Below are 19,995 nucleotides of genomic sequence, written 5' to 3'. Positions count from 1 at the left end.
CGGGTGTGGCACCATGACACCCGCATCGGCGTCGAGCACGTCGCCGGAGCGCGCGGATGTAGCTCAATGGTAGAGCCCCAGTCTTCCAAACTGGCTACGCGGGTTCGATTCCCGTCATCCGCTCCAAGCAGGCCTCCTCTGCTCGTCCGGGGGCCCGTTTGGCGGGGCGTAGCGTAGTGGCTAGCGCGCCTGCTTTGGGAGCAGGAGACCGCAGGTTCGAGTCCTGTCGCCCCGACCACGGAGTCCGAGCGCGGGCGTGATTCGGCCTCAGCGCGACGCGTCGATAGACTGACGAGGTTTGCAGTCGCCGGGCTCCTGCCTGCGCGCCGCACCGACACCCCCACGTTCCCCCGTGGGACGACCCATGACCTTCAGCATCAGGAGACATTTGTGAAGAGCGCCGTCGAGACCTTGAGCCCGACCCGGGCCAAGCTGACCGTCGAGGTGCCCTTCGAGGAGCTCAAGCCGAGCCTCGACGCGGCCTACCAGAAGATCGCGCAGCAGATCAACGTCCCGGGCTTCCGCCGCGGCAAGGTTCCGCCGGCGGTCATCGACCGTCAGGTCGGCCGCGGGCCGGTCCTCGACGAGGCGATCAACGCCGTCGTGCCCCAGCAGTACATGGCCGCGCTCCAGGAGCACGACCTCGAGCCGCTGGCCCAGCCCGAGATCGAGGTGACGAAGTTCGAGGACAACGAGTCCCTCGAGTTCACCGCCGAGGTCGACGTCAAGCCCGACTTCGAGCTCCCGGCCTACGACGGCCTCGAGGCCTCGGTCGAGGACATCGAGATCAGCGACACCGACGTCGACGAGCAGGTCGAGGCACTGCGTGAGCGCTTCGGCACCCTCGCCCCCGTCGAGCGCGCGGCCGCCGACGGCGACTTCGTCACCATCGACCTGGTCGCGGCCACCGACGGCGAGGCCGTCGAGGGCGGTGAGGTCAGCGGCATGTCCTACAAGGTCGGCCGCGGCGGCATGATCGACGGCCTCGACGAGGCCCTCGTCGGTCTCAGCGCCGGCGACGACGCCACCTTCGACTCCGAGCTGGTCGGCGGCGACCTCGTCGGCGAGCAGGTCCAGGTGACCGTGACGGTGACCGCCGTCCAGGAGCAGCAGCTCCCCGAGTACGACGACGAGTTCGCCCAGCTCGCCTCCGAGTTCGACACCGCCGACGAGCTCACCGCCGACGTGCGCGAGCGCCTCGGTCGTGGCAAGCGCCTCGAGCAGGCCGCTGCCGCTCGCGACGCCGTGCTCGAGGCCCTGCTCGAGAAGGTCGACATCCCGCTGCCCGAGGTCATGGTGACCGACGAGCTCAACGCCCGTCGCCAGAACGTCGAGCAGCAGCTCGCGATGGCCGGCATCACCATGGAGAAGTACCTCGAGGACGAGGGCCAGACCCAGGAGGAGTTCGAGGCAGACCTCGAGCGCCGGGTCCGCGACGCCGTCGCCGCCCAGTTCATCCTCGACAAGGTCGCCAAGAAGGAGGAGTTCGGCATCGAGCAGGCCGAGCTCTCCGAGCACCTCGTGCGGCGCGCCCAGCAGTCCGGCCAGGACCCGCAGGAGTTCGCCAACCACATGTTCGAGCACAACCACATCCCCGAGCTCGTGCAGGAGATCCTGCGCGGCAAGGCGCTCGCGACGATCGTGGAGTCCGCGACCGTCACGGACGCCTCGGGCAACGTGGTCGAGCTCAAGAACCTGCGTCCCGACGGCACCATCGGCGAGCCCGTCGACGAGGCTGCGGCCGAGGCCGACGCGGAGACCACCCCGGAGGACGAGGCCTGAGCCTCACCCCCACCGTGACCGGCGTCCATCCCCTCGGGGGTGGGCGCCGGTCGGCGTTGCGGGGTCAGGCGGTGGGCTCGGTCCGCGCCAGCACGTCGAGGGCGTAGCGGGCGATGGCCGCGCGCTGCCGGGTCCAGTGGTCGAACGCCGCTTCGTCCGGCAGCACCTCCGTCGGGAGGCTCGGCAGGCCGTTGAAGAGCATCAGGCTCACCGCATGGCTGCGTCGCACCTGCTCGAGCGGCACCTCGAGGCCCTCGTCGGCGAGCCCGGCGGCGTACGCACGCACGCATGCCTCGGCGCGCTCGGGGAGGTCGTCGGCGTCCTGGCGCCCGATCTGGATGTCTCCGACCAGGAGCTGGGAGAGGTCGAAGCCCACCGGTTGCGAGCGCCAGAACCCGAAGTCGATCAGGGTGAGGCCGGACTCGCCCGTACGACGCAGCAGGTTGTTGGGGCAGGCGTCGCCGTGCGCGGCCCGGTGCAGGCTGCCGTCGAACTCGCGGGCGACGGCGTCGAGGCGGCCCGCGGCGGCCCTCAGGCCGTCGCGCAGGTCCCCGAAGTGCTCCGCGACCGTCGGCTGACGCCACGTGGCGTCGTCGTGGAGGCCGGGCAGCACGGTGAACGCGAGCCGGCCCTTGACGAAGGAGTCGATGTGCCAGGGCTGGGGGTCGATGTCGGCGAGCGGGGCGACCTGCGGGCTGGCGGAGAGGCGGCCCAGCAGGCGCGCGGCGCGGACGCTGTCGTCGTACGTCCACGGGGCCGGGTCGCACTCGACGGCCTCGATCCAGACCACGGCGGTCTCGTCGTCGTGCTCGTCGACCCTCAGGCCCCGCGGCACGCCGAGCCCCTCGGGCAGCCGCTCGGCGAGGTCGGAGGCGTAGAGGAGTGGCTCCGCGCGCCACGGCACGGACGCGGCGGCCCACTCGGCGATGTCGGCCGGCACGAAGGCGAAGGCGGGGGAGTGGCGCCAGTTGTGCACCCGCTTGACGAACAACGTGAACTCGCGGGCGCCGAGTCCTGCATCGGCGTGGCCCCGCACCCACGTGCGGGCGCCGGTGAGGATGGACGGCACGTCGTAGTCGACCGTCTCGGCCGACGAGTCCAGCAGCGTCACGGCGCGAACGCACCACAGGTCGGCGACCATCGCGGCCAGCTCGGCGTCGGTGACGTCGTCGTCGCCCAGCACCTCGCGCCGGGGTGCTCGCGCCGCGCCGGTCGCGAAAGTTGCTTTCATGACCAAGAAAGGTAAGCTGCTTTCATGTCTGGTGTCAACCGGTTGCCTGCCGTCGAGCCCCACCTCCCCATGCTGATGGGGATGGTCTTCGGGCGCCTGCGTGAGCGCCTCGCCGAGGAGGCGCCCGAGCTGCGTCCCTCCCAGCTGCGCGTCCTGGAGTGGCTGCCGCCGGAGGGACTGACCATCACCGAGCTCGCCGAGTGCGCCGAGATGACCACGCAGGGGTGCGGACAGTTCGTCCGCCAGCTCGCGGCGCTCGGGATGGTGGAGGTGGCCGTCGCCGACCACGACGCCCGGGCCCGCCGGGTGCGCCTCACGCCCGCCGGCCGTGAGGCCCGCGCCCGTGCGGCAGCAGTGCTCGAGGCGTACGACGAGGCGTGGGCCACGCAGGTGGGAGCCGAGCGCTACCGCGTCTTCCGCGAGGTGCTCGAGGAGGTCGCGCTCGGCTGAGCGGCACGTCGGGGCACGGAATCCGCTGTGGGCGAACAGGGTGGGTCATCGCGTGGAAGTGTCCGACCTTCCGGCTAGTGTCGCCAGCGTGAACCAGAACTCCAGCCCAGCCCTCTCGCCCGAGATGAACGGCGCCGGTGGGATGTATGGCCTCGATGACCACATCTACCAGCGCCTGCTCCGCGAGCGCATCGTCTTCCTCGGTTCGGAGGTGCGCGACCAGAACGCCAACGCGATCTGCGCGCAGCTCCTCCTGCTCTCCGCAGAGGACCCCGAGGCCGACATCTTCCTGCACATCAACAGCCCCGGCGGCTCGGTCGACGCCGGCATGGCGATCTACGACACGATGAACTACATCCCCAACGACGTCGCCACGGTCGGCATGGGCCTGGCCGCCTCGATGGGCCAGTTCCTCCTCTGCGCCGGCACCAAGGGCAAGCGCTACGCCCTCCCGCACGCGCGGATCATGATGCACCAGCCCTCCTCGGGGATGGGCGGCTCGGCCTCCGACATCAAGATCCAGGCCCAGCAGTCGCTCCACATCAAGAAGGTGCTGCTCGACCTGATCGCCGAGCACACCGGCCAGACCGTCGAGCAGGTCGTCGCCGACGCCGACCGTGACCGCTGGTTCACCGCCGAGCAGGCCGTCGAGTACGGCCTGGTCGACAAGGTGGTCACCAATGCCCGCGAAGCCGCAGACGAGGGCCGCCCGGCCAGGACGAAGGACTGAACGAGATGAACTACTACATCCCCCAGTGGGAAGAGCGGACCTCCTACGGGTTCCGCCGCATCGACCCCTTCGCCAAGCTCTTCGAGGACCGGATCATCTACCTCGGCACCCCGATCAGCGACGACGTCGCCAACGCGGTCATCGCCCAGCTCATGTGCCTGGAGACGATGAACCCCGACAGCGACATCAGCATCTACATCAACAGCCCCGGCGGCTCGTTCACCGCGCTGACGGCGATCTACGACACGATGAACTTCATCAAGCCCGACGTGCAGACCGTGTGCATCGGGCAGGCCGCCTCCGCGGCCGCGATCCTGCTGGGAGCCGGCGCGAAGGGCAAGCGGATGGCGCTGCCCAACAGCCGCATCCTGATCCACCAGCCCTACACCGAGGGCACGTTCGGCCAGACCTCCGACATCGAGATTCAGGCCAACGAGATCCTGCGGATGCGCGAGCTGCTCGAGCGGATGATCGCCGACTCCAGCGGCAAGGACATCGAGCAGGTCAGCAAGGACATCGAGCGCGACAAGATCCTCACCGCCGCGCAGGCCGTCGAGTACGGCCTGATCGACGCCGTCATCGAGTCCCGCAAGGCCACCCCCGCGCTCGTCTGAGCGGGTCGGGGACTGACGAAATCATGACCCGCGACATCTCGTGTCCGGCCCCCGTCGGGGGCCGGCACGGGGTACCGTCGTCGGGCCTGTTGGAAGACAGCACGGTGCAGGGTGTTGAGAGCCGGAACCCCTTTCCGGCAAGACTGGAGGACACGACTCGTGGCACGTATCGGTGACGGCGGCGACCTGCTGAAGTGCAACTTCTGTGGCAAGAGCCAGAAGCAGGTCAAGAAGCTCATCGCTGGACCCAACGTCTACATCTGCGACGAGTGCATCGAGCTCTGCAACGAGATCATCGAGGAGGAGCTCGCCGAGGGTTCGGAGGTCAGCCTCGAGGAGCTGCCCAAGCCCAAGGAGATCTTCGAGTTCCTCAACTCCTACGTCATCGGCCAGGAGCACGCCAAGAAGTCCCTCGCCGTCGCGGTCTACAACCACTACAAGCGGGTCCAGTCGGGTCTCCAGCCGGTGAGCGGCAAGGTCAAGGACGACGTGGTCGAGGTGGCCAAGTCCAACATCCTCGTCATCGGTCCGACCGGTTGCGGCAAGACCTACCTCGCCCAGACGCTCGCGCGGATGCTCAACGTCCCGTTCGCGATCGCCGACGCCACGGCTCTGACCGAGGCCGGCTACGTCGGCGAGGACGTCGAGAACATCCTCCTCAAGCTCATCCAGGCCGCTGACTACGACGTCAAGAAGGCCGAGACGGGCATCATCTACATCGACGAGATCGACAAGGTGGCCCGCAAGTCGGAGAACCCCTCGATCACCCGCGACGTCTCCGGCGAGGGCGTCCAGCAGGCGCTGCTCAAGATGCTGGAGGGCACCACCGCGTCCGTGCCCCCGCAGGGCGGCCGCAAGCACCCGCACCAGGAGTTCATCCAGATCGACACCACCAACATCCTCTTCATCGTGGGTGGTGCCTTCGCCGGCCTCGAGCAGATCGTCGAGCAGCGCGTCGGCAAGAAGTCGCTGGGCTTCACCGCCGAGGTACGCGGCGCCGCCGAGCGCAACGCCGACGACCTCCTCGCGCAGGTGCGCCCCGAGGACCTCACCAAGTTCGGCCTGATTCCCGAGTTCATCGGTCGCCTGCCGCTCATCGCGAGCGTCAACAAGCTCGACCGCGAGGCACTCGTGCAGATCCTCACCGAGCCGCGCAACGCGCTCGTCAAGCAGTACCAGAAGCTCTTCGACCTCGACGGTGTCGAGCTCGAGTTCACCGACGAGGCCATCGACTCGATCGCCGAAGCCGCCCTCGAGCGCGGCACCGGTGCCCGCGGCCTCCGCGCGATCATCGAGGAGGTCCTCCTCTACGTCATGTACGACGTGCCCTCGCGCGGCGACGTGGCGAAGGTGATCGTCACCCGCGAGACCGTCGAGGACGAGGTCGCGCCGACGCTGATCCTGCGCGAGTCCGAGGCCAAGAAGAAGAAGTCGGCCTGAGTCGCTGACCGGCCTGCGTGGCCCGTCCTGACCACCCCGGTCTAGTCATTTCGGACTATTCGTGACTATCGGCCGTGATCATGCGTCATGACCCCTCCAGACTGGCGTCTCGTCAGCATGTGGGAAGGGGAACCCGTGGGGGTTGATCCGAAGCGGCCGCTCGTGGGGTTCGCTCTGGTGGCGGTGCTCTGCGCCGTCCTGATGACCTTGTCCGTCGGTCGGGGCTGGGCCCTCGAACTCTTCCACCCCGGCAAGCCGATCGCCGCCGCCGCGGGCGGCAACGTCGACCGCGCACCGGCCCCGGTCGCTGCTCCGGCCGAGCCGACCCCGGTGAGCATCCCGGCCGAGCTCAGCGCGCAGCCGCTCGGCGTGTCCGCCGGTGGGCCCGTGCCCGCCAAGGACGCAGCGAAGGTCACCGACCAGGAGTCCGACAAGGAGTCCGACGTGGTCGAGGCGCAGGTGGACCTCCAGACGGAACCGCCCGCCCCGGACACCGCCTCGTCGGACCAGGCCGACGACAGGTCCGACAAGGCCGCTGACAAGGCCGCGCGCAAGGCGCAGCGCGACGCGGACAAGGCCGCGCGCAAGGCTCAGCGCGACGCGGACAAGGCCGCCCGCAAGGCGCAGCGCGACGCGGACAAGGCCGCCAGGGCTGCCGACAAGGCTGCGCGCGACGCCGCCAAGGCCCAGCGTCACGCCGAGCGCGACGCAGAGAAGCTGGCCCGCGCGGAGCAGAAGTCCGCCGACCACGCGGTCAAGCATGCCGAGAAGGCTGCTGAGAAGGCGGCCGAGGCCGCCGAGCGGGCAGCCGAGAAGGCCGCCCGCAAGGGCTGACCTACTCCGGCGCCGGTGCGTCCTCGACCGGTGCCAGCTCGGCGCTGACCCGCAGTTCGGTCGCGGACTCGTCGGTGACGAACTCCAGGTCGCCGACCACGTTGCCGACCGCCCGCAGGTCGTCCTGCGCCTGCTGGGCAGCCGCGACGAGGGCCCCGGGACCGGTGATCACGACGCGTGACAGTGGTGCCCGCATCTTGGCCTTGGCCTGCGACTTGGCGCCGCGGATGCCGGTCAGGGCCCCGGCGACGGCGTCGAGCACCAGCGGCTGGGACGCGGCGGCGGAGCCGAGGTCGGCGGCGGTGGGCCAGGCGGCGTGGTGGATCGAGCCGTCCTGCCACCACGACCAGACCTCTTCGGTGGCGTAGGGCAGGAACGGCGCGAGGAGCCTCAGCTGCGTGTGGAGGGCGATCGCGAGGGTCGCGCGCGCCGACTCGGTCGCCTGGCCGCCGTCGGTGTCGTACGCCCGCTCCTTAACCAGCTCGAGGTAGTCGTCGCAGAACTCCCAGAAGAACTTCTCGGTGACCTCGAGCGCGGTGGTGTAGTCGTAGGCGTCGAAGGCCTCGGTCGCACGTCGCACGACGGTCTCGAGCCGGCCCAGCAGGGCGCAGTCGACCGGCGCGCTGACCGTGCTGGGGACCAGCGTGGTGGCGCCGACGTTGCCGAGGACGAACTTGGAGGCGTTGAGCACCTTCATCGCCAGCCGGCGGCCGATCTTCATCTGTGACTCGTCGAACGGGGAGTCCATCCCCGGGCGACCGATCGCTGCACGCCAGCGGACGGCGTCGGCGCCGTACTTGTCGAGGATGTCGGTCGGGACCACGACGTTGCCCTTGGACTTCGACATCTTCTTGCGGTCGGGGTCGACGATGAAGCCGGAGATCATCGCGTGCGACCACGGCACGACCCCGTGCTCGAACTCGGCGCGGACCACGCGGGAGAACAGCCAGGTGCGGATGATGTCGTGCGCCTGGGTGGCCAGGTCGTAGGGGAAGACGCGGGAGAACAGGTCGTTGTCGACCTCCCACATGCCGGCGATCTGGGGGGTGAGCGAGGAGGTCGCCCACGTGTCCATCACGTCGGGGTCGCCGACGAAGCCGCCGGGCTTGCCGCGCTGGTCCTCGGTGTAGCCGTGGGGTGCCTGCGTGGACGGGTCGATCGGCAGCTGGTCCTCGGACGGCATCAGCGGGTGGTCGTGGTCGGGCTCGCCGTCGGCGTCGACCGGGTACCAGACCGGGAAGGGGATGCCGAAGAAGCGCTGGCGCGAGATCAGCCAGTCGCCGTTGAGGCCACCGACCCAGTTGTCGTAGCGGTGCTTCATGTGGGTGGGGATCCAGGTGATCTCCTCGCCCCGGACGAGCATCTCCTTGCGCAGCGCTGCGTCCTTGCCGCCGTTGGTGATGTACCACTGGCGGGTGGCGACGATCTCGAGCGGCTTGTCGCCCTTCTCGTAGAAGTTCGCCATCCGCTGGGTGGCCTTCGGCTCACCGTCGAGGTCGCCGGACTCGCGCAGGAGCGCGACCATCGCCTCGCGGGCACTGAAGGTCGTCTTGCCGGCCAGCTCGGCGTACGCCGTCGAGGCACCGTCGGCGGCGAGCCACTCGGGGGTCTCGCGGTGCAGGCGACCGTCGCGGCCGACCACGGTGCGGACCGGCAGGCTCAGCTCGCGCCACCAGATGACGTCGGTGAGGTCACCGAACGTGCAGCACATCGCGATGCCGGCACCCTTGTCGGGCTCGGCCGCGTGGTGGGCGAGGACCGGGATCTCGACACCGAAGACCGGCGACGTGACGGTCGTGCCGAACAGGTCCTGGTAGCGCTCGTCGTCGGGGTGCGCGATGAGCGCGACGACGCTCGGGATCAGCTCGGGACGCGTGGTCTCGATGTGCAGGGGGGTGCCGTCGGGCTTGTGGAACGCGACGCGGTGGTAGTGGCCGGGGTAGTCGCGCGCCTCGAGCTCGGCCTGCGCGACGGCCGTCTGGAAGGTGACGTCCCACAGGGTCGGCGCCTCGGACAGGTAGGCCTCGCCCCGGGCGTAGTTGCGCAGGAACGCACGCTGGCTCACGGTGCGCGAGTGGTCGCCGATGGTCGTGTAGGTCGGGTTCCACTGGACCGAGAGGCCGAGCTGGCGCCACAGCGCCTCGAACGCCTTCTCGTCCTCGACGACGAGCTGCTCGCACAGCTCGATGAAGTTGGGCCGGCTGATCGAGACCTGCTTCTTCGGGTCAGGCTTCTCCGGCGGCGTGAAGTCGGCGTCGTAGGGCAGCGTCGGGTCGCAGCGCACGCCGAAGTAGTTCTGCACCCGCCGCTCGGTCGGCAGGCCGTTGTCGTCCCAGCCGATCGGGTAGAAGACGGCCTTGCCCTGCATCCGCTGGTAGCGCGCGATGAGGTCGGTGTGGCTGTAGGAGTAGACGTGGCCCACGTGCAGCGAGCCGCTGACGGTCGGCGGGGGCGTGTCGATCGAGTAGACGTTCTCCCGCGGCTGCGTGCGGTCGAAGGCGTAGGTGTCGTTGTCGGCCCACGTGCGGGACCACTTCTCCTCCAGGCCCTCCAGTGCCGGACGCTCCGGTACGACGACGTCGCGCAGCTCGGTGCTCGCGGTCGTGTCCGGACCGGTGTCCGGGGTCTGGGTGGCGGGGGAGTCAGTCATGGTCGAAGTCTATGGACGGGCCTCCGGCCTGCGAAAACGAGTATCGACTCCACGTGTCGTCGCCGTAGCGTGGCGTGATGGATCTGGAGTTCTTCGACACCCCGCAGCCCTTCCTCGAGGCGGCCGGTGAGCTGCTCCGCGCGGACCCGGTCCTGGGCAGCGTGATCGCCAGCGTCAGCGAGCGCACCGCCCGCGAGATCGCGGACGGCCACGACTCCTGGGCCGAGGTCGACGCACCGTTCGCACGCTGGTGGCTGGCGGTCCGCGACGACTCCGGCGCCGTGGTGAGCGCGGCCATGCGCACCGCGCCCTTCAAGCCCTACCCGACCTTCGGGATGCCGATGAGCGACGAGGCGGCGCGCACGCTCGCCGCCGCGTTGCACGACCGGGGCGAGCTCCTGGGTGGGGCCAACGGCGCGCTCCCCGGTGCCGGGGTGCTCGCCGCGGCGACCGCCGAGCTGGTCGGCGGCGAGCTCGTCACCGACAAGGCCACCCGGCTCTGGGAGGCCACCTCGGTCGTCGTCCCCCCGGCTCCGGAGGGCCGGCTCAGGCCGGCCACCGAGGACGACGCCGCGCTCGTGCTGTCGTGGTTCACGGCCTTCCACGCCGAGGCCGACGAGCAGGCCGGGCGCGAGCCCGACCCGACGTCGGGCGAGCACAACACCCTCGACAGCGTCCTGGTCCGGATCAGGGAGGGCGTCGAGTGGCTGTGGGAGCTGCCGGACGGCACGGTCGCGCACCTGACCGGCGCTGGCCTGCCGTCGTACGGGGTCGCACGGATCGGTCCGGTCTACACGCCACGCGAGCACCGCGGCCGAGGCATCGCGTCGTACGCCGTGGGCGAGCTGACCCGCCGCGGCCTCGAGGCGGGCAGCCGGATGTGCCTGTTCACCGACCAGGACAACCCGACGTCCCACAAGATCTACGCGGGCCTCGGCTACGAACCGGTGGTGGACATGGCCGAGCACCTCGTCAGGGTGCGCCGCGAGCCCTAGGCTCGCCGGATGCGGCGTCCAGTGCTCATCGCCAGCCTGTGCCTCGTCGTCCTGGCTCCGGGGTCCGCACCGGTGCTCGCTGCACCCGAGGCCGGTCCGGCGGTCGTCCACGCGGTCGGCGGGTGCGAGCTGTTCCCCGCCGACAGCCCGTGGAACCGCCGCATCGACGACCGTCCGGTGTGGCGGTGGTCGAGGGCGATCGTGGACCGGCAGGCGGCCGGGCACGACCTGCACCTCGACCTCGGAACGAGCGAGGACCAGTACGGCATCCCGGTCAACGTCGTCGACGAGGACCAGCCCCTGCTGCCGCTGCAGTTCGGCGTGGACGGTGAGGACTACCGCGACGAGAGCGACCGCGGCCCGGTCTTCGTGCCGGCCGACGCAGCGATCGAGGGCGGCAGCACCCGTGATCCCGACCCCGACGAGGGCGACCGGCACGTCCTGACGGTGCGGCGCGGCACCTGCGACCTGATCGAGCTGTACGCCGCCGAGCGGGTGCGTGACGCGTCCGGCACGGTGGTCGCCTGGCGGGCCGCCGCGGCCGCCCGGTGGGACCTCTCCTCCACCCGCCTGCGGCCCGCCGGCTGGACGTCCGCCGACGCTGCCGGCCTGCCGATCCTGCCCGGCCTCCTCGATCACGACGAGGCTGCCTCGGGTCGCATCACCCACGCGCTGCGGTTCACCCTGCCGTCGGCCCGCCACGCCTACACCTGGCCGGCCCGCCACTGCGGTCCGAGCGGCAACACCGCGCGGGACCTGCCGGCGTACGGCCTGCGCTTCCGGCTGCCGCGGTCGTTCCCGGCGCGGCGCTACACCGGGGCCGCGCGCGCGATCGTGGTCGCGATGAAGCGCTACGGCCTGGTCTACGCCGACCAGGGCTCCGCGATGTACGTCACCGGCACCGCCCACCCGCGTTGGGCCGACGCCCTCGACCAGTTCCGCGAGCGCCCGCTCGACGGCCGCGCGCTGGAGGTCGTGAAGCCGTGGCGGCGAGTGGTCTCCTGCTAGCGCGGTCGCCTCCGGACGGGCCCTAGACTCGACCCGAGATGACTGACGCACCCCAGGCCGCCCGCCCCGCCCAGACGTTCGACGAGGTCGAGGACGCGCTGCTGTCCCGCTGGCCCGAGACCAAGCTCGAGCCGAGCCTCGACCGCATCGAGGCCTTCACCGAGCTGCTCGGCGACCCGCAGCGCTCGTTCCGCTCGATCCACCTGACCGGCACCAACGGCAAGACCAGCACGAGCCGGATGATCGAGACCCTGCTGCGCGCCCTCGACCTGCGCACCGGTCGCTTCACCTCCCCGCACCTGGAGAGGATGAGCGAGCGGATCAGCATCGACGGCGAGCCGATGGACGACGAGGCGTTCGTCCGCGCCTTCAACGACGTCGCCCCCTACACCCACCTCGTGGACGCCGACCAGGAGCACCCGCTCAGCTTCTTCGAGACGATCGTCGGGATGGCCTACGCCGCCTTCGCGGACGCCCCGGTCGACGCGGCCGTGGTCGAGGTCGGGATGGGCGGCAGCTGGGACGCCACCAACGTGATCGACGCCGACGTCGCCGTCGTGCTGCCGATCGCCGTCGACCACGCCAAGTACCTCGGCGAGGACGCCCCCACCATCGCTCTCGAGAAGGCCGGCATCATCAAGGCCGGGTCCGTCGCGGTGCTGGCCGAGCAGACCCCCGAGGTCGCCACCGTCCTGCTCGCGCGAGCGGTCGAGGTCGGCGCCACCGTCGTGCGAGAGGGTGTCGAGTTCGGCGTCGCGGCCCGTACGCCCGCGGTCGGCGGCCAGATGATCTCGCTGCAGGGCCTGCGGGGTCGCTACGACGACGTGTTCCTCCCGCTCTACGGCGCCCACCAGGCCCAGAACGCCGCCGTCGCCCTCGCTGCGGTCGAGTCCTTCGGCACCGGCGCCCTCGACGAGGACCTCGTACGGGCCGCCTTCGCCGAGGTGACCTCCCCCGGGCGGCTGGAGATCATCCGGCGCAGCCCCACGATCGTCCTCGACGCCGCCCACAACCCCCACGGCGCCGAGGCTGTTGCCGCCGCGCTGGAGGACTCCTTCGCCTTCAGCCCCCTGGTGGGCGTGATGGGTGTGATGGAGGACAAGGACCACGAGGGCGTGCTCAACGTCCTCGAGCCCCACCTCGCCTACCTCGTGTGCACCCAGAACTCGAGCCCGCGGTCGATGTCGGCCAGCGCGCTCGGTCGTGCCGCCGTCGAGATCTTCGGCGAGGACCGGGTCAGCGTCGTCCCCGACCTCTCCGACGCCATCGAGCGGGCCGCGACCCTCGCCGAGGCGGGGGAGGCCATCGAGGTCTCCATCGGCGCCGGCGCCGTGCTGGTCACCGGTTCGGTCGTCACCGTGGGCGAGGCGCGCGCGATGCTCAAGGGCCGCCGATGAGCAGCCAGGACGAGGTCCCGACCAACACCGAGCGATCACCCCGCCGCGGCATGTGCGCGGCGGTGCTGTCGCTGGAGGCCATCGCCCTCGGCCTGACCACCCCGGTGATGATCGCGATCTCCGACGTCCCTGCCGGCACCGCCGTGGCGATCGGGCTCGGCCTCGCCGTGGTGTGCCTGCTGCTGGCCGGCATGCTGCGCGCCGAGTGGGCCTACCTCGCCGGCTACGTGGTCCAGGTCGCCGCGATCGGCCTCGGCTTCGTCATCCCGGTGATGTTCGGCCTCGGTGCCGTCTTCGCCGCGCTGTGGGCCGGTGCCGACCTGCTGGGTCGCAAGATCGAGCGCGAGCGCGCCGAGGCATGGGCAGCCTGGCGCGCGGAGCAGGGCTGAGGCTGGCTAGGGTGCTCGCATGACCGACGTGCAGCGTTCCCTCGTCCTCGTCAAGCCCGACGGCGTACGCCGCGGCCTCTCCGGCGAGATCCTGCGCCGGATCGAGGCCAAGGGCTACACGCTCGCGGCCGTCGAGCTCCGCAGCGCAACCCCCGAGATCCTTGCCGCCCACTACGCCGAGCACGAGGGCAAGCCGTTCTACGGGCCGCTGGTCGAGTTCATGCTCTCCGGCCCGGTCCTCGCCATCGTCATCGAGGGCCAGCGCTGCATCGAGGGCTTCCGGTCCCTGGCCGGCGCCACCGACCCGACCGTCGCCGCCCCCGGCACCATCCGTGGCGACCTCGGCCGCGACTGGGGTCTTGCCGTCCAGCAGAACCTCGTGCACGGCTCGGACTCCGAGGAGTCCGCCGCCCGCGAGATCGGGATCTGGTTTCCGAGCTGAGTCAGTGAGCGCGAGCTTGCTCGCGATCCACTGACTCACGCCGAGGACATCTTTCACACCAGCCTCACAGACCCCGCGCGTGTCCTACCGGGATGCTGCCTGCCTGCTCCTTAACCTGAGTCAGGGTCGGCGGGAGGGCTGCTGACCCCTCTTCCCGGCACGACCGACCTCCAAGGGCTCAGGGGCATGGCACACAGCATCATCGGCCGCGACATGGCCGTCGACCTCGGCACCGCCAACACACTGGTCTATGTCCGCGGCAAGGGCATCGTGCTCGACGAGCCGTCGGTCGTCGCCATGAACACCACGACCGGCGAGGTGCTCGCCGTCGGCCACGAGGCCAAGCGGATGATCGGGCGCACGCCCGACAACATCGCGGCCATCCGCCCCCTGAAGGACGGCGTGATCGCCGACTTCGAGGCGACCGAGCAGATGCTGCGCTACTTCATCCACCAGGTGCACCGCCGCCGCTACTTCGCCAAGCCCCGCATGGTGATCTGCGTGCCGAGCGGCATCACGGCCGTGGAGCAGCGTGCCGTCAAGGAGGCCGGCTACCAGGCCGGCGCCCGCAAGGTCTACATCGTCGAGGAGCCGATGGCCGCCGCGATCGGCGCCGGGCTCCCCGTGCACGAGGCCACCGGCAACATGGTCGTCGACGTCGGCGGTGGCACCACCGAGGTCGCGGTGATCAGCCTCGGCGGCATCGTCACGAGCCTGTCCGTGCGGACCGCCGGTGACGACCTGGACCAGGCGATCATCGCGTGGATGAAGAAGGAGTACTCCCTGATGCTGGGGGAGCGCACCGCCGAGGAGGTCAAGATGACCCTCGGGTCGGCCTTCCCGCTCCCCACCGAGCCGGACGCCGAGATCCGCGGCCGCGACATGGTCTCCGGCCTGCCCCGCACCGTCGTCGTCTCGAGCTCCGAGCTGCGCCAGGCGCTCGAGGAGCCGCTCCACAACATCATCGACGCGGTCCGCACCACTCTGGACCAGACCCCGCCCGAGCTCGCCGGCGACATCATGGACCGCGGCATCGTGCTCACCGGCGGCGGCGCCATGCTCCGCGGCCTCGACGAGCGGCTGCGCCACGAGACCGGCATGCCGGTGCACGTCGCCGAGGACCCGCTGTCCTCGGTCGCCTACGGCGCCGGCAAGTGCGTGGAGGAGTTCGAGGCCCTGCAGCAGGTGCTCGTGTCGGATCGTCGGCGCTTCTGATGGGGACGCTGGGGGGACACGACGGGCGCGAGCGCCGCTGGACCGGCCTCGACCGTCTCGAGTCGCGCAACCGGCCGCCGCGCTCGCTCCTGGTCGCCCTGCTGCTCGCGAGCATCACCCTGATCACGCTCGACGTCTCGGGTGGCGGGTCGTCGCCGCTGGAGCCGGCCCGGCGGGTGATCGGCGAGGCCTTCGGTCCCGCCGAGTCCGCCGCGGCAGCCGCCGTACGCCCCTTCACCGCGGTGCCCGCCTGGTTCCGCAGCAAGGACGACCTCGCCGACGAGGTCCGCGACCTCGAGGCCAGCAACGCCGAGCTCCGCGGCCAGGTCGAGCTCGCCGGCTTCGACCGCAACCGCCTCGAGCAGTACGACGGCCTCACCACGGCCGCGGCCGACCTGGGCTCGGCCCTCGTCCCGGCCCGGGTGGTGGCGCTCGGCTCGCGCCAGTCCCAGAGCTTCACGGTCACCATCGACGCCGGGTCGGCCGCCGGGCTCGGCCCCGACATGACCGTCGTCAACAACGAGGGCCTCGTGGGCCGCGTCCTGCGTGTCACCCGCGGCACCGCGACGGTGCTGCTGATCACCGACCCCGACTCGACCGTCGGTGGTCGCGTCGGGTCCAGCATGGAGATCGGCTTCGTCACCGGCAGCGGGTCGCTCGACCAGGACGCCGGGCTGGACCTGCGCCTGGTCGACGACGCCTCGATCCCCGCCCGCGACGACACGGTCGTCACGTGGGGGAGCGCCACCGGCCCCTACGCGCCCGGCGTGCCGGTCGGCACGATCACCGAGGTCTACACCTCTCTGCGCGAGGCCTCCCAGAGGGCCGTGGTCAAGCCGTTCGTGGACTTCTCGGCGCTCGACGTCGTGGGCGTGATGGTGCCCAGCGGCAGCGAGAGCGACCGGGCGGTCGTCGAGGCCGACGGGAGCCTCCGATGAGCTACCTCCGCTGGCTCGCCGCATTCGCCGCCGTGGTCGTCGCCCTCGTCGTGCAGGTGTCGCTCTTCCCGCACCTGGCCTGGCACGGCATCGTGCCCAACCTCTGCCTGCTCGTCGTGGTCGCCGCCGCCCTCACGGTCGAGGCGCCCTTCGCCCTGGTCCTGGGCTTCGCCGCGGGTCTCACCCTCGACCTCGCACCGCCGGCCGACCACATCGCCGGCCGATGGGCCCTGGCCCTGACGGTCGCGGCCTTCCTGGCCGCGCGCATGCGTCAGGACGTGAAGCCGACCGCGCTCGCCGTGGTCGGGACGGTCGCCGCCGCGTCCTTCGTCGCCACCTCGCTCTTCGCCCTCACCGGCGTGCTCCTCGACGACCCCACGATGTCGATCGCCGGTCTGCTCGAGGTCGTGCTGGTCGCGCTCGTGTGGGACGTGCTGCTGACGCCGTTCGTGCTGCCCCCGCTGATGAGGCTCTTCACGCGGCTCAACCCGCAGTGGGCCGCGCAGTGAGTCGTACGTCCCGCACCTCGGGCAGCAGCCGGCTCCGGCTGGTCGTGGTGCAGGCGCTGGCGTTCTCGCTCTTCGCCACCTTGTTCGTCCGGCTCTACTACCTCCAGGTCATCGGCGGTGAGTCCTACCAGGCGCAGGCCGCCAACCAGTCGGTCCGCGACATCGTCGTGCAGCCGCAGCGCGGGTTGATCGTCGACAGCCAGGGACGACCCCTCGTCGCCAACCGCACGTCGTGGGTCATCTCCGTCGACCGCACCCTGCTCGGCAAGCTCGAGGAGGACCAGCGCACCGAGCTCGTCCGCCGCGTCGCGGTCGTCGTCGACGCCGAACCCGAGGACGTCGAGGCCAGCCTGGTCACCTGCGGTGACCCCGGGAGCGTCCGCGACGTCTGCTGGAACGGCTCGCCCTACCAGCCCGTTCCCGTCGCCACCGACGTCTCCAAGGACGTGGCGCTGCGCGTGCTCGAGCAGCCCGAGGACTACCCCGGCGTGCTCGCCGAGCAGCAGAACGTCCGCTCCTACCCCCGCCCCTTCGGCATCAACCTGGCCCACGTCCTGGGCTACCTCAGCCCCATCACCGAGGACGAGTACGACCTCGCTGCCGATCGCGACGACCGGTCCCTCAACGGCGCCTCCGTCGTCGGTCGCGCCGGTGTCGAGAAGCAGTACGACGAGTGGCTGCGCGGCCTGCCCGGCTACCGCCGCGTCGCGGTCGACTCGATGGGCCGCGTGCTGGGCGACGACTCCCTCGTCGAGAGCACGCCGGGAGACACCCTCGTCACCTCGATCGACGCCAAGGTGCAGTCGGTCGTCGAGAAGCAGCTCGCCGAGCGGATCGCCTTCCAGCGCACCCAGGTCGACCCGGTCACCGGACGCAAGTACGCCGCGGACTCGGGCGCCGCGGTCGTCCTCGACGCCAAGGCCGGTCGGGTGGTCGCGATGGCCAGCCAGCCGACGTACGACCCGGACGTGTGGACCGGCGGCATCAGCGAGTCGCAGCTGGCCCACCTCTACTCCGAGAAGGCCGGCACCCCGCTGCTCTCGCGCGCCACGCAGGGACAGTTCGCGCCCGGCTCGACGTGGAAGCCGTTCATGACCGCGGGTGCGCTCACCAACGGCTACGCGCTCGACACGACGCTGCCGTGCTCGTCGGGCTTCCAGGTCGGCAACCGGGTCTTCAAGAACTACGAGTCCGGCGCCTACGGCAACATCGGCTTCGCCAAGGCGCTCGAGGTCTCCTGCAACACGTTCTTCTACCGCATCGGCTACGACTTCTGGCAGCGCTTCGGGAGCGACCCGGCCGACATCGACGCCCGCGACCCGCTGGTCGAGGAGGCCAAGGAGTTCGGCTTCGGCTCGCGGACCGGGATCGACCTGCCCGGTGAGGCTCCCGGTCGCATCGCCGACCGGCAGTGGAAGCAGGACTACTACGAGTCGCAGAAGGACTACTACTGCGACCTCGCGGACAAGCCCCAGACGGCTGACACGAGCGACTTCGTCTACAAGTTCGCCTACGAGTTCTGCCTCGAGGGCAACCTCTACCGAGCCGGTGACGCGGTGAACTTCTCCATCGGCCAGGGCGACACGATCGTCACCCCGCTCCAGCTCGCCCGCGGCTACGCCGCGATCAGCAACGGCGGCACCCTCTTCGCCCCGACCGTCGCCAAGGCGATCGTCAGCCCCGAGGGCCAGGTGCTGCGCCGCATCACCCCGCGCAAGGTCGCCCAGCTCGACGTCCCGAAGAAGTACCTCGACTACATCGACAGCGCGCTGCAGAACGTGACCCGCGTCGGCACGATGGCCTGGAAGATGGGCGGCTTCCCGCTCGACCAGGTCACCGTGCGCTCCAAGACCGGCTCCGCGGAGGTCTACGGCAAGCAGACGACCGGCTGGGTCGCGTCCTACAGCGAGGACTACGTCGTGGTGATGATGATCAGCCAGGCCGGCACCGGGTCCGGCTCCACCGGCGACGGGATCCGCGCCATCTGGGAGGCGTTGTACGGCATCGACGGCGAGGCCGTACGCCCCGCCCGCGCCGCCACTCCCGGCACCGTCCCGCCGATGAGGCTGCCGGAGTTCCTCGACGACGGCTCGATCATGCCGCCGGCCACCCGCAAGAAGGCGGGGGAGTGAGTCGATGACCGTCCTGTCCACCCGTCCCGCCGGCCGCCCCCAGACCGCGGGATCGCTGCGCGCGCCCGGCCTCGACTGGCTGCTGATGCTCGCCACCCTCGCCCTGGTGGTGCTGGGCACGCTGCTGGTCTGGTCGGCGACGTCGACGCGCGCCGACCTCACGGGTGGGGATGCCGACGCCTACCTGCGCAAGCAGCTGGTCAACGTCGCCATCGGGCTGGTGCTGATGGTCGCGGTGCTCGCCACCGACCACCGGTGGGTGCGCATCCTCGCGCCCCTGGCGTACGTCGCCAGCGTCGTGGGCCTCGTGCTGGTCCTCGTCGCCGGCACCACCATCAACGGCTCCCGCTCGTGGCTCCAGGTCGGCGGCATGTCGATCCAGCCGTCGGAGTTCGCCAAGCTCGCCGTCGTCATCGGCATGGCGCTGGTCGTCGCCGAGCGCACCGAGCGACGCTGGGGTCGCGGGGTCGGGAGCCTCGAGGTGGTCGCGATGCTCACCATCGCCGGGATCCCGGCCGTCCTGATCCTGCTGCAGCCGGACCTCGGCACCATGCTGGTCCTGTCCGCCACGGTGTTCGGGGTCCTGGCGATCGCCGGGGCCGGGGGACGGTGGCTGGGCGGCCTGGGCCTCGCCGCCGTGGTCGGAGCCATCGGGGCCGTGTCGGCCGGGGTGCTCAAGCCCTACCAGGTCGACCGCTTCCTGGCCTTCACCAACCCCGGGCTCGACCCGCGGGGGGCGGGCTACAACACCGAGCAGGCACGCATCGCGGTCGGCAACGGCGGACTGTTCGGGCAGGGCCTCTTCGAGGGCTCCCAGACCCGGTCGGGCTTCGTGCCCGAGCAGCACACCGACTTCATCTTCACCGTGGCCGGTGAGGAGCTGGGCCTCGTCGGCGCCGGCGTGACCATCCTGCTCCTGGCCGTGGTCATCTGGCGCGCGCTGGCCATCTCGGCCGAGGCCGGCGACCTGTTCGGCCGCGTGGCTGCCGCGGGGATCGCCTGCTGGTGGGGCTTCCAGGCCTTCCAGAACATCGGCATGTGCCTGGGCATCATGCCGGTCACCGGCGTCCCTCTGCCGTTCGTCTCCTACGGCGGGAGCTCGCTCTTCGCCGGGATGCTCGCGCTCGGCCTGCTGCAGAACATCCACCTGCGGTCATCGGGCCGCTCGTCCCACCGGGGAGCGGTCCTCCCAGGTTAGGCCGCACCCGGCGCGGCGACGTAACCTAGGTGGTCGCCCTC

Annotated in this window: 18 protein-coding genes and 2 tRNA genes; 18 read left to right on the top strand and 2 right to left on the bottom strand. The window is 70.8% G+C overall.

From position 1 onward, the window contains the following. The first annotated feature begins 52 nt into the window (after positions 1-52). The 3 genes from BM127_RS07440 to tig all read left to right on the top strand — a co-directional run bounded on the left by BM127_RS07440 (position 53) and on the right by tig (position 1,782). Positions 53-126: transfer RNA gene (locus BM127_RS07440), tRNA-Gly, on the top strand. A gap of 36 nt (positions 127-162) precedes the next feature. After that, a tRNA-Pro gene (locus BM127_RS07435) sits at positions 163-238 on the top strand. A gap of 152 nt (positions 239-390) precedes the next feature. Beyond that, positions 391-1,782 carry a trigger factor gene (gene tig / locus BM127_RS07430; RefSeq protein WP_091196607.1) on the top strand — a complete coding sequence of 464 codons (1,392 nt, stop codon included), beginning with the start codon at positions 391-393 and terminating at the stop codon, positions 1,780-1,782. A gap of 64 nt (positions 1,783-1,846) precedes the next feature. On the opposite strand, the gene BM127_RS07425 is transcribed toward tig, so the two are convergent. After that, positions 1,847-3,013, bottom strand: coding sequence for a phosphotransferase (locus BM127_RS07425; protein ID WP_139227683.1), 1,167 nt, complete (start codon positions 3,011-3,013; stop codon positions 1,847-1,849). 24 nt (positions 3,014-3,037) lie between these two features. On the opposite strand from BM127_RS07425, the gene BM127_RS07420 reads away from it, so the two are divergent. From BM127_RS07420 to BM127_RS22170, 5 genes are all read left to right on the top strand, one after another. After that, on the top strand, positions 3,038-3,463 hold the full coding sequence (locus BM127_RS07420) for a MarR family winged helix-turn-helix transcriptional regulator (RefSeq protein ID WP_139227682.1): 426 nt from the start codon (positions 3,038-3,040) through the stop codon (positions 3,461-3,463). 124 nt (positions 3,464-3,587) lie between these two features. Continuing rightward, positions 3,588-4,193: an ATP-dependent Clp protease proteolytic subunit gene (locus BM127_RS07415; protein WP_091196942.1), complete on the top strand. Its 606-nt coding sequence runs from the start codon at positions 3,588-3,590 to the stop codon at positions 4,191-4,193. 5 nt (positions 4,194-4,198) lie between these two features. After that, complete coding sequence (locus BM127_RS07410; RefSeq protein WP_091196598.1) at positions 4,199-4,807, top strand: ATP-dependent Clp protease proteolytic subunit; 609 nt, start codon at positions 4,199-4,201, stop codon at positions 4,805-4,807. Between the two features lie 159 nt (positions 4,808-4,966). Further along, complete coding sequence (clpX, locus tag BM127_RS07405; protein WP_091196595.1) at positions 4,967-6,247, top strand: ATP-dependent Clp protease ATP-binding subunit ClpX; 1,281 nt, start codon at positions 4,967-4,969, stop codon at positions 6,245-6,247. A gap of 162 nt (positions 6,248-6,409) precedes the next feature. Beyond that, on the top strand, positions 6,410-7,081 hold the full coding sequence (locus BM127_RS22170; RefSeq protein WP_091196594.1) for a hypothetical protein: 672 nt from the start codon (positions 6,410-6,412) through the stop codon (positions 7,079-7,081). Position 7,082: 1 nt separating this feature from the next. Here the strand turns inward: BM127_RS22170 and valS are convergent, their stop codons facing one another. Beyond that, the gene (valS, locus tag BM127_RS07395) at positions 7,083-9,731 is read right to left on the bottom strand and encodes a valine--tRNA ligase (RefSeq protein WP_091196591.1); all 2,649 of its coding nucleotides are present in this window, start codon (positions 9,729-9,731) and stop codon (positions 7,083-7,085) included. A gap of 77 nt (positions 9,732-9,808) precedes the next feature. Between valS and BM127_RS07390 the strand changes: the two genes are divergently transcribed. The 10 genes from BM127_RS07390 to rodA all read left to right on the top strand — a co-directional run bounded on the left by BM127_RS07390 (position 9,809) and on the right by rodA (position 19,954). Continuing rightward, a complete protein-coding gene (locus BM127_RS07390) occupies positions 9,809-10,726 on the top strand; it encodes a GNAT family N-acetyltransferase (RefSeq protein WP_091196939.1) in 918 nt (305 codons plus the stop codon). 9 nt (positions 10,727-10,735) lie between these two features. Continuing rightward, positions 10,736-11,734 (top strand): hypothetical protein, encoded by a 999-nt coding sequence (locus BM127_RS07385; protein WP_139227681.1) that lies wholly within the window; start codon positions 10,736-10,738, stop codon positions 11,732-11,734. A gap of 38 nt (positions 11,735-11,772) precedes the next feature. Next, the gene (locus tag BM127_RS07380; protein WP_091196587.1) at positions 11,773-13,131 is read left to right on the top strand and encodes a bifunctional folylpolyglutamate synthase/dihydrofolate synthase; all 1,359 of its coding nucleotides are present in this window, start codon (positions 11,773-11,775) and stop codon (positions 13,129-13,131) included. Next, positions 13,128-13,520 carry a DUF4233 domain-containing protein gene (locus BM127_RS07375; protein WP_231263309.1) on the top strand — a complete coding sequence of 131 codons (393 nt, stop codon included), beginning with the start codon at positions 13,128-13,130 and terminating at the stop codon, positions 13,518-13,520. The genes BM127_RS07380 and BM127_RS07375 overlap by 4 nt, the downstream gene beginning before the upstream one ends. A gap of 19 nt (positions 13,521-13,539) precedes the next feature. Beyond that, a complete protein-coding gene (gene ndk / locus BM127_RS07370; RefSeq protein ID WP_091196585.1) occupies positions 13,540-13,962 on the top strand; it encodes a nucleoside-diphosphate kinase in 423 nt (140 codons plus the stop codon). A gap of 186 nt (positions 13,963-14,148) precedes the next feature. Next, positions 14,149-15,177, top strand: a complete 1,029-nt coding sequence (locus BM127_RS07365) for a rod shape-determining protein (protein ID WP_175507343.1) — start codon at positions 14,149-14,151, stop codon at positions 15,175-15,177. After that, positions 15,177-16,115, top strand: a complete 939-nt coding sequence (gene mreC / locus BM127_RS07360) for a rod shape-determining protein MreC (RefSeq protein WP_091196583.1) — start codon at positions 15,177-15,179, stop codon at positions 16,113-16,115. The genes BM127_RS07365 and mreC overlap by 1 nt, the downstream gene beginning before the upstream one ends. After that, the gene (gene mreD / locus BM127_RS07355) at positions 16,112-16,624 is read left to right on the top strand and encodes a rod shape-determining protein MreD (protein WP_091196580.1); all 513 of its coding nucleotides are present in this window, start codon (positions 16,112-16,114) and stop codon (positions 16,622-16,624) included. The genes mreC and mreD overlap by 4 nt, the downstream gene beginning before the upstream one ends. Further along, entirely contained in the window at positions 16,621-18,756 is a 2,136-nt protein-coding gene (gene mrdA / locus BM127_RS07350) for a penicillin-binding protein 2 (RefSeq protein WP_091196931.1), read from the top strand. Before mreD ends, mrdA begins: the two co-directional genes overlap by 4 nt. 4 nt (positions 18,757-18,760) lie before the next feature. Further along, positions 18,761-19,954 (top strand): rod shape-determining protein RodA, encoded by a 1,194-nt coding sequence (gene rodA / locus BM127_RS07345; protein ID WP_091196577.1) that lies wholly within the window; start codon positions 18,761-18,763, stop codon positions 19,952-19,954. The last annotated feature ends 41 nt before the right edge of the window (positions 19,955-19,995 follow it).

This window comes from Nocardioides alpinus (assembly GCF_900112035.1).
Lineage (GTDB): Bacteria > Actinomycetota > Actinomycetes > Propionibacteriales > Nocardioidaceae > Nocardioides > Nocardioides alpinus.
Note: the sequence above shows the minus strand (reverse complement) of the source record. Positions and strands in the feature narration are given on the sequence as shown.

Excerpts from the sequence above, each read along its gene's own strand:
- ndk (WP_091196585.1), top strand. The coding sequence starts at position 13,540 with ATGACCGACGTGCAGCGTTCCCTCGTCCTCGTCAAGCCCGACGGCGTA.
- BM127_RS07410 (WP_091196598.1), top strand. The coding sequence starts at position 4,199 with ATGAACTACTACATCCCCCAGTGGGAAGAGCGGACCTCCTACGGGTTC.
- BM127_RS07390 (WP_091196939.1), top strand. The coding sequence starts at position 9,809 with ATGGATCTGGAGTTCTTCGACACCCCGCAGCCCTTCCTCGAGGCGGCC.
- valS (WP_091196591.1), bottom strand. The coding sequence starts at position 9,731 with ATGACTGACTCCCCCGCCACCCAGACCCCGGACACCGGTCCGGACACG.
- BM127_RS07365 (WP_175507343.1), top strand. The coding sequence starts at position 14,149 with ATGGCACACAGCATCATCGGCCGCGACATGGCCGTCGACCTCGGCACC.
- BM127_RS07375 (WP_231263309.1), top strand. The coding sequence starts at position 13,128 with ATGAGCAGCCAGGACGAGGTCCCGACCAACACCGAGCGATCACCCCGC.
- BM127_RS07420 (WP_139227682.1), top strand. The coding sequence starts at position 3,038 with ATGTCTGGTGTCAACCGGTTGCCTGCCGTCGAGCCCCACCTCCCCATG.
- rodA (WP_091196577.1), top strand. The coding sequence starts at position 18,761 with ATGACCGTCCTGTCCACCCGTCCCGCCGGCCGCCCCCAGACCGCGGGA.
- BM127_RS07380 (WP_091196587.1), top strand. The coding sequence starts at position 11,773 with ATGACTGACGCACCCCAGGCCGCCCGCCCCGCCCAGACGTTCGACGAG.
- BM127_RS07415 (WP_091196942.1), top strand. The coding sequence starts at position 3,588 with ATGAACGGCGCCGGTGGGATGTATGGCCTCGATGACCACATCTACCAG.
- mreC (WP_091196583.1), top strand. The coding sequence starts at position 15,177 with ATGGGGACGCTGGGGGGACACGACGGGCGCGAGCGCCGCTGGACCGGC.
- BM127_RS07425 (WP_139227683.1), bottom strand. The coding sequence starts at position 3,013 with ATGAAAGCAACTTTCGCGACCGGCGCGGCGCGAGCACCCCGGCGCGAG.
- mreD (WP_091196580.1), top strand. The coding sequence starts at position 16,112 with ATGAGCTACCTCCGCTGGCTCGCCGCATTCGCCGCCGTGGTCGTCGCC.
- BM127_RS07385 (WP_139227681.1), top strand. The coding sequence starts at position 10,736 with ATGCGGCGTCCAGTGCTCATCGCCAGCCTGTGCCTCGTCGTCCTGGCT.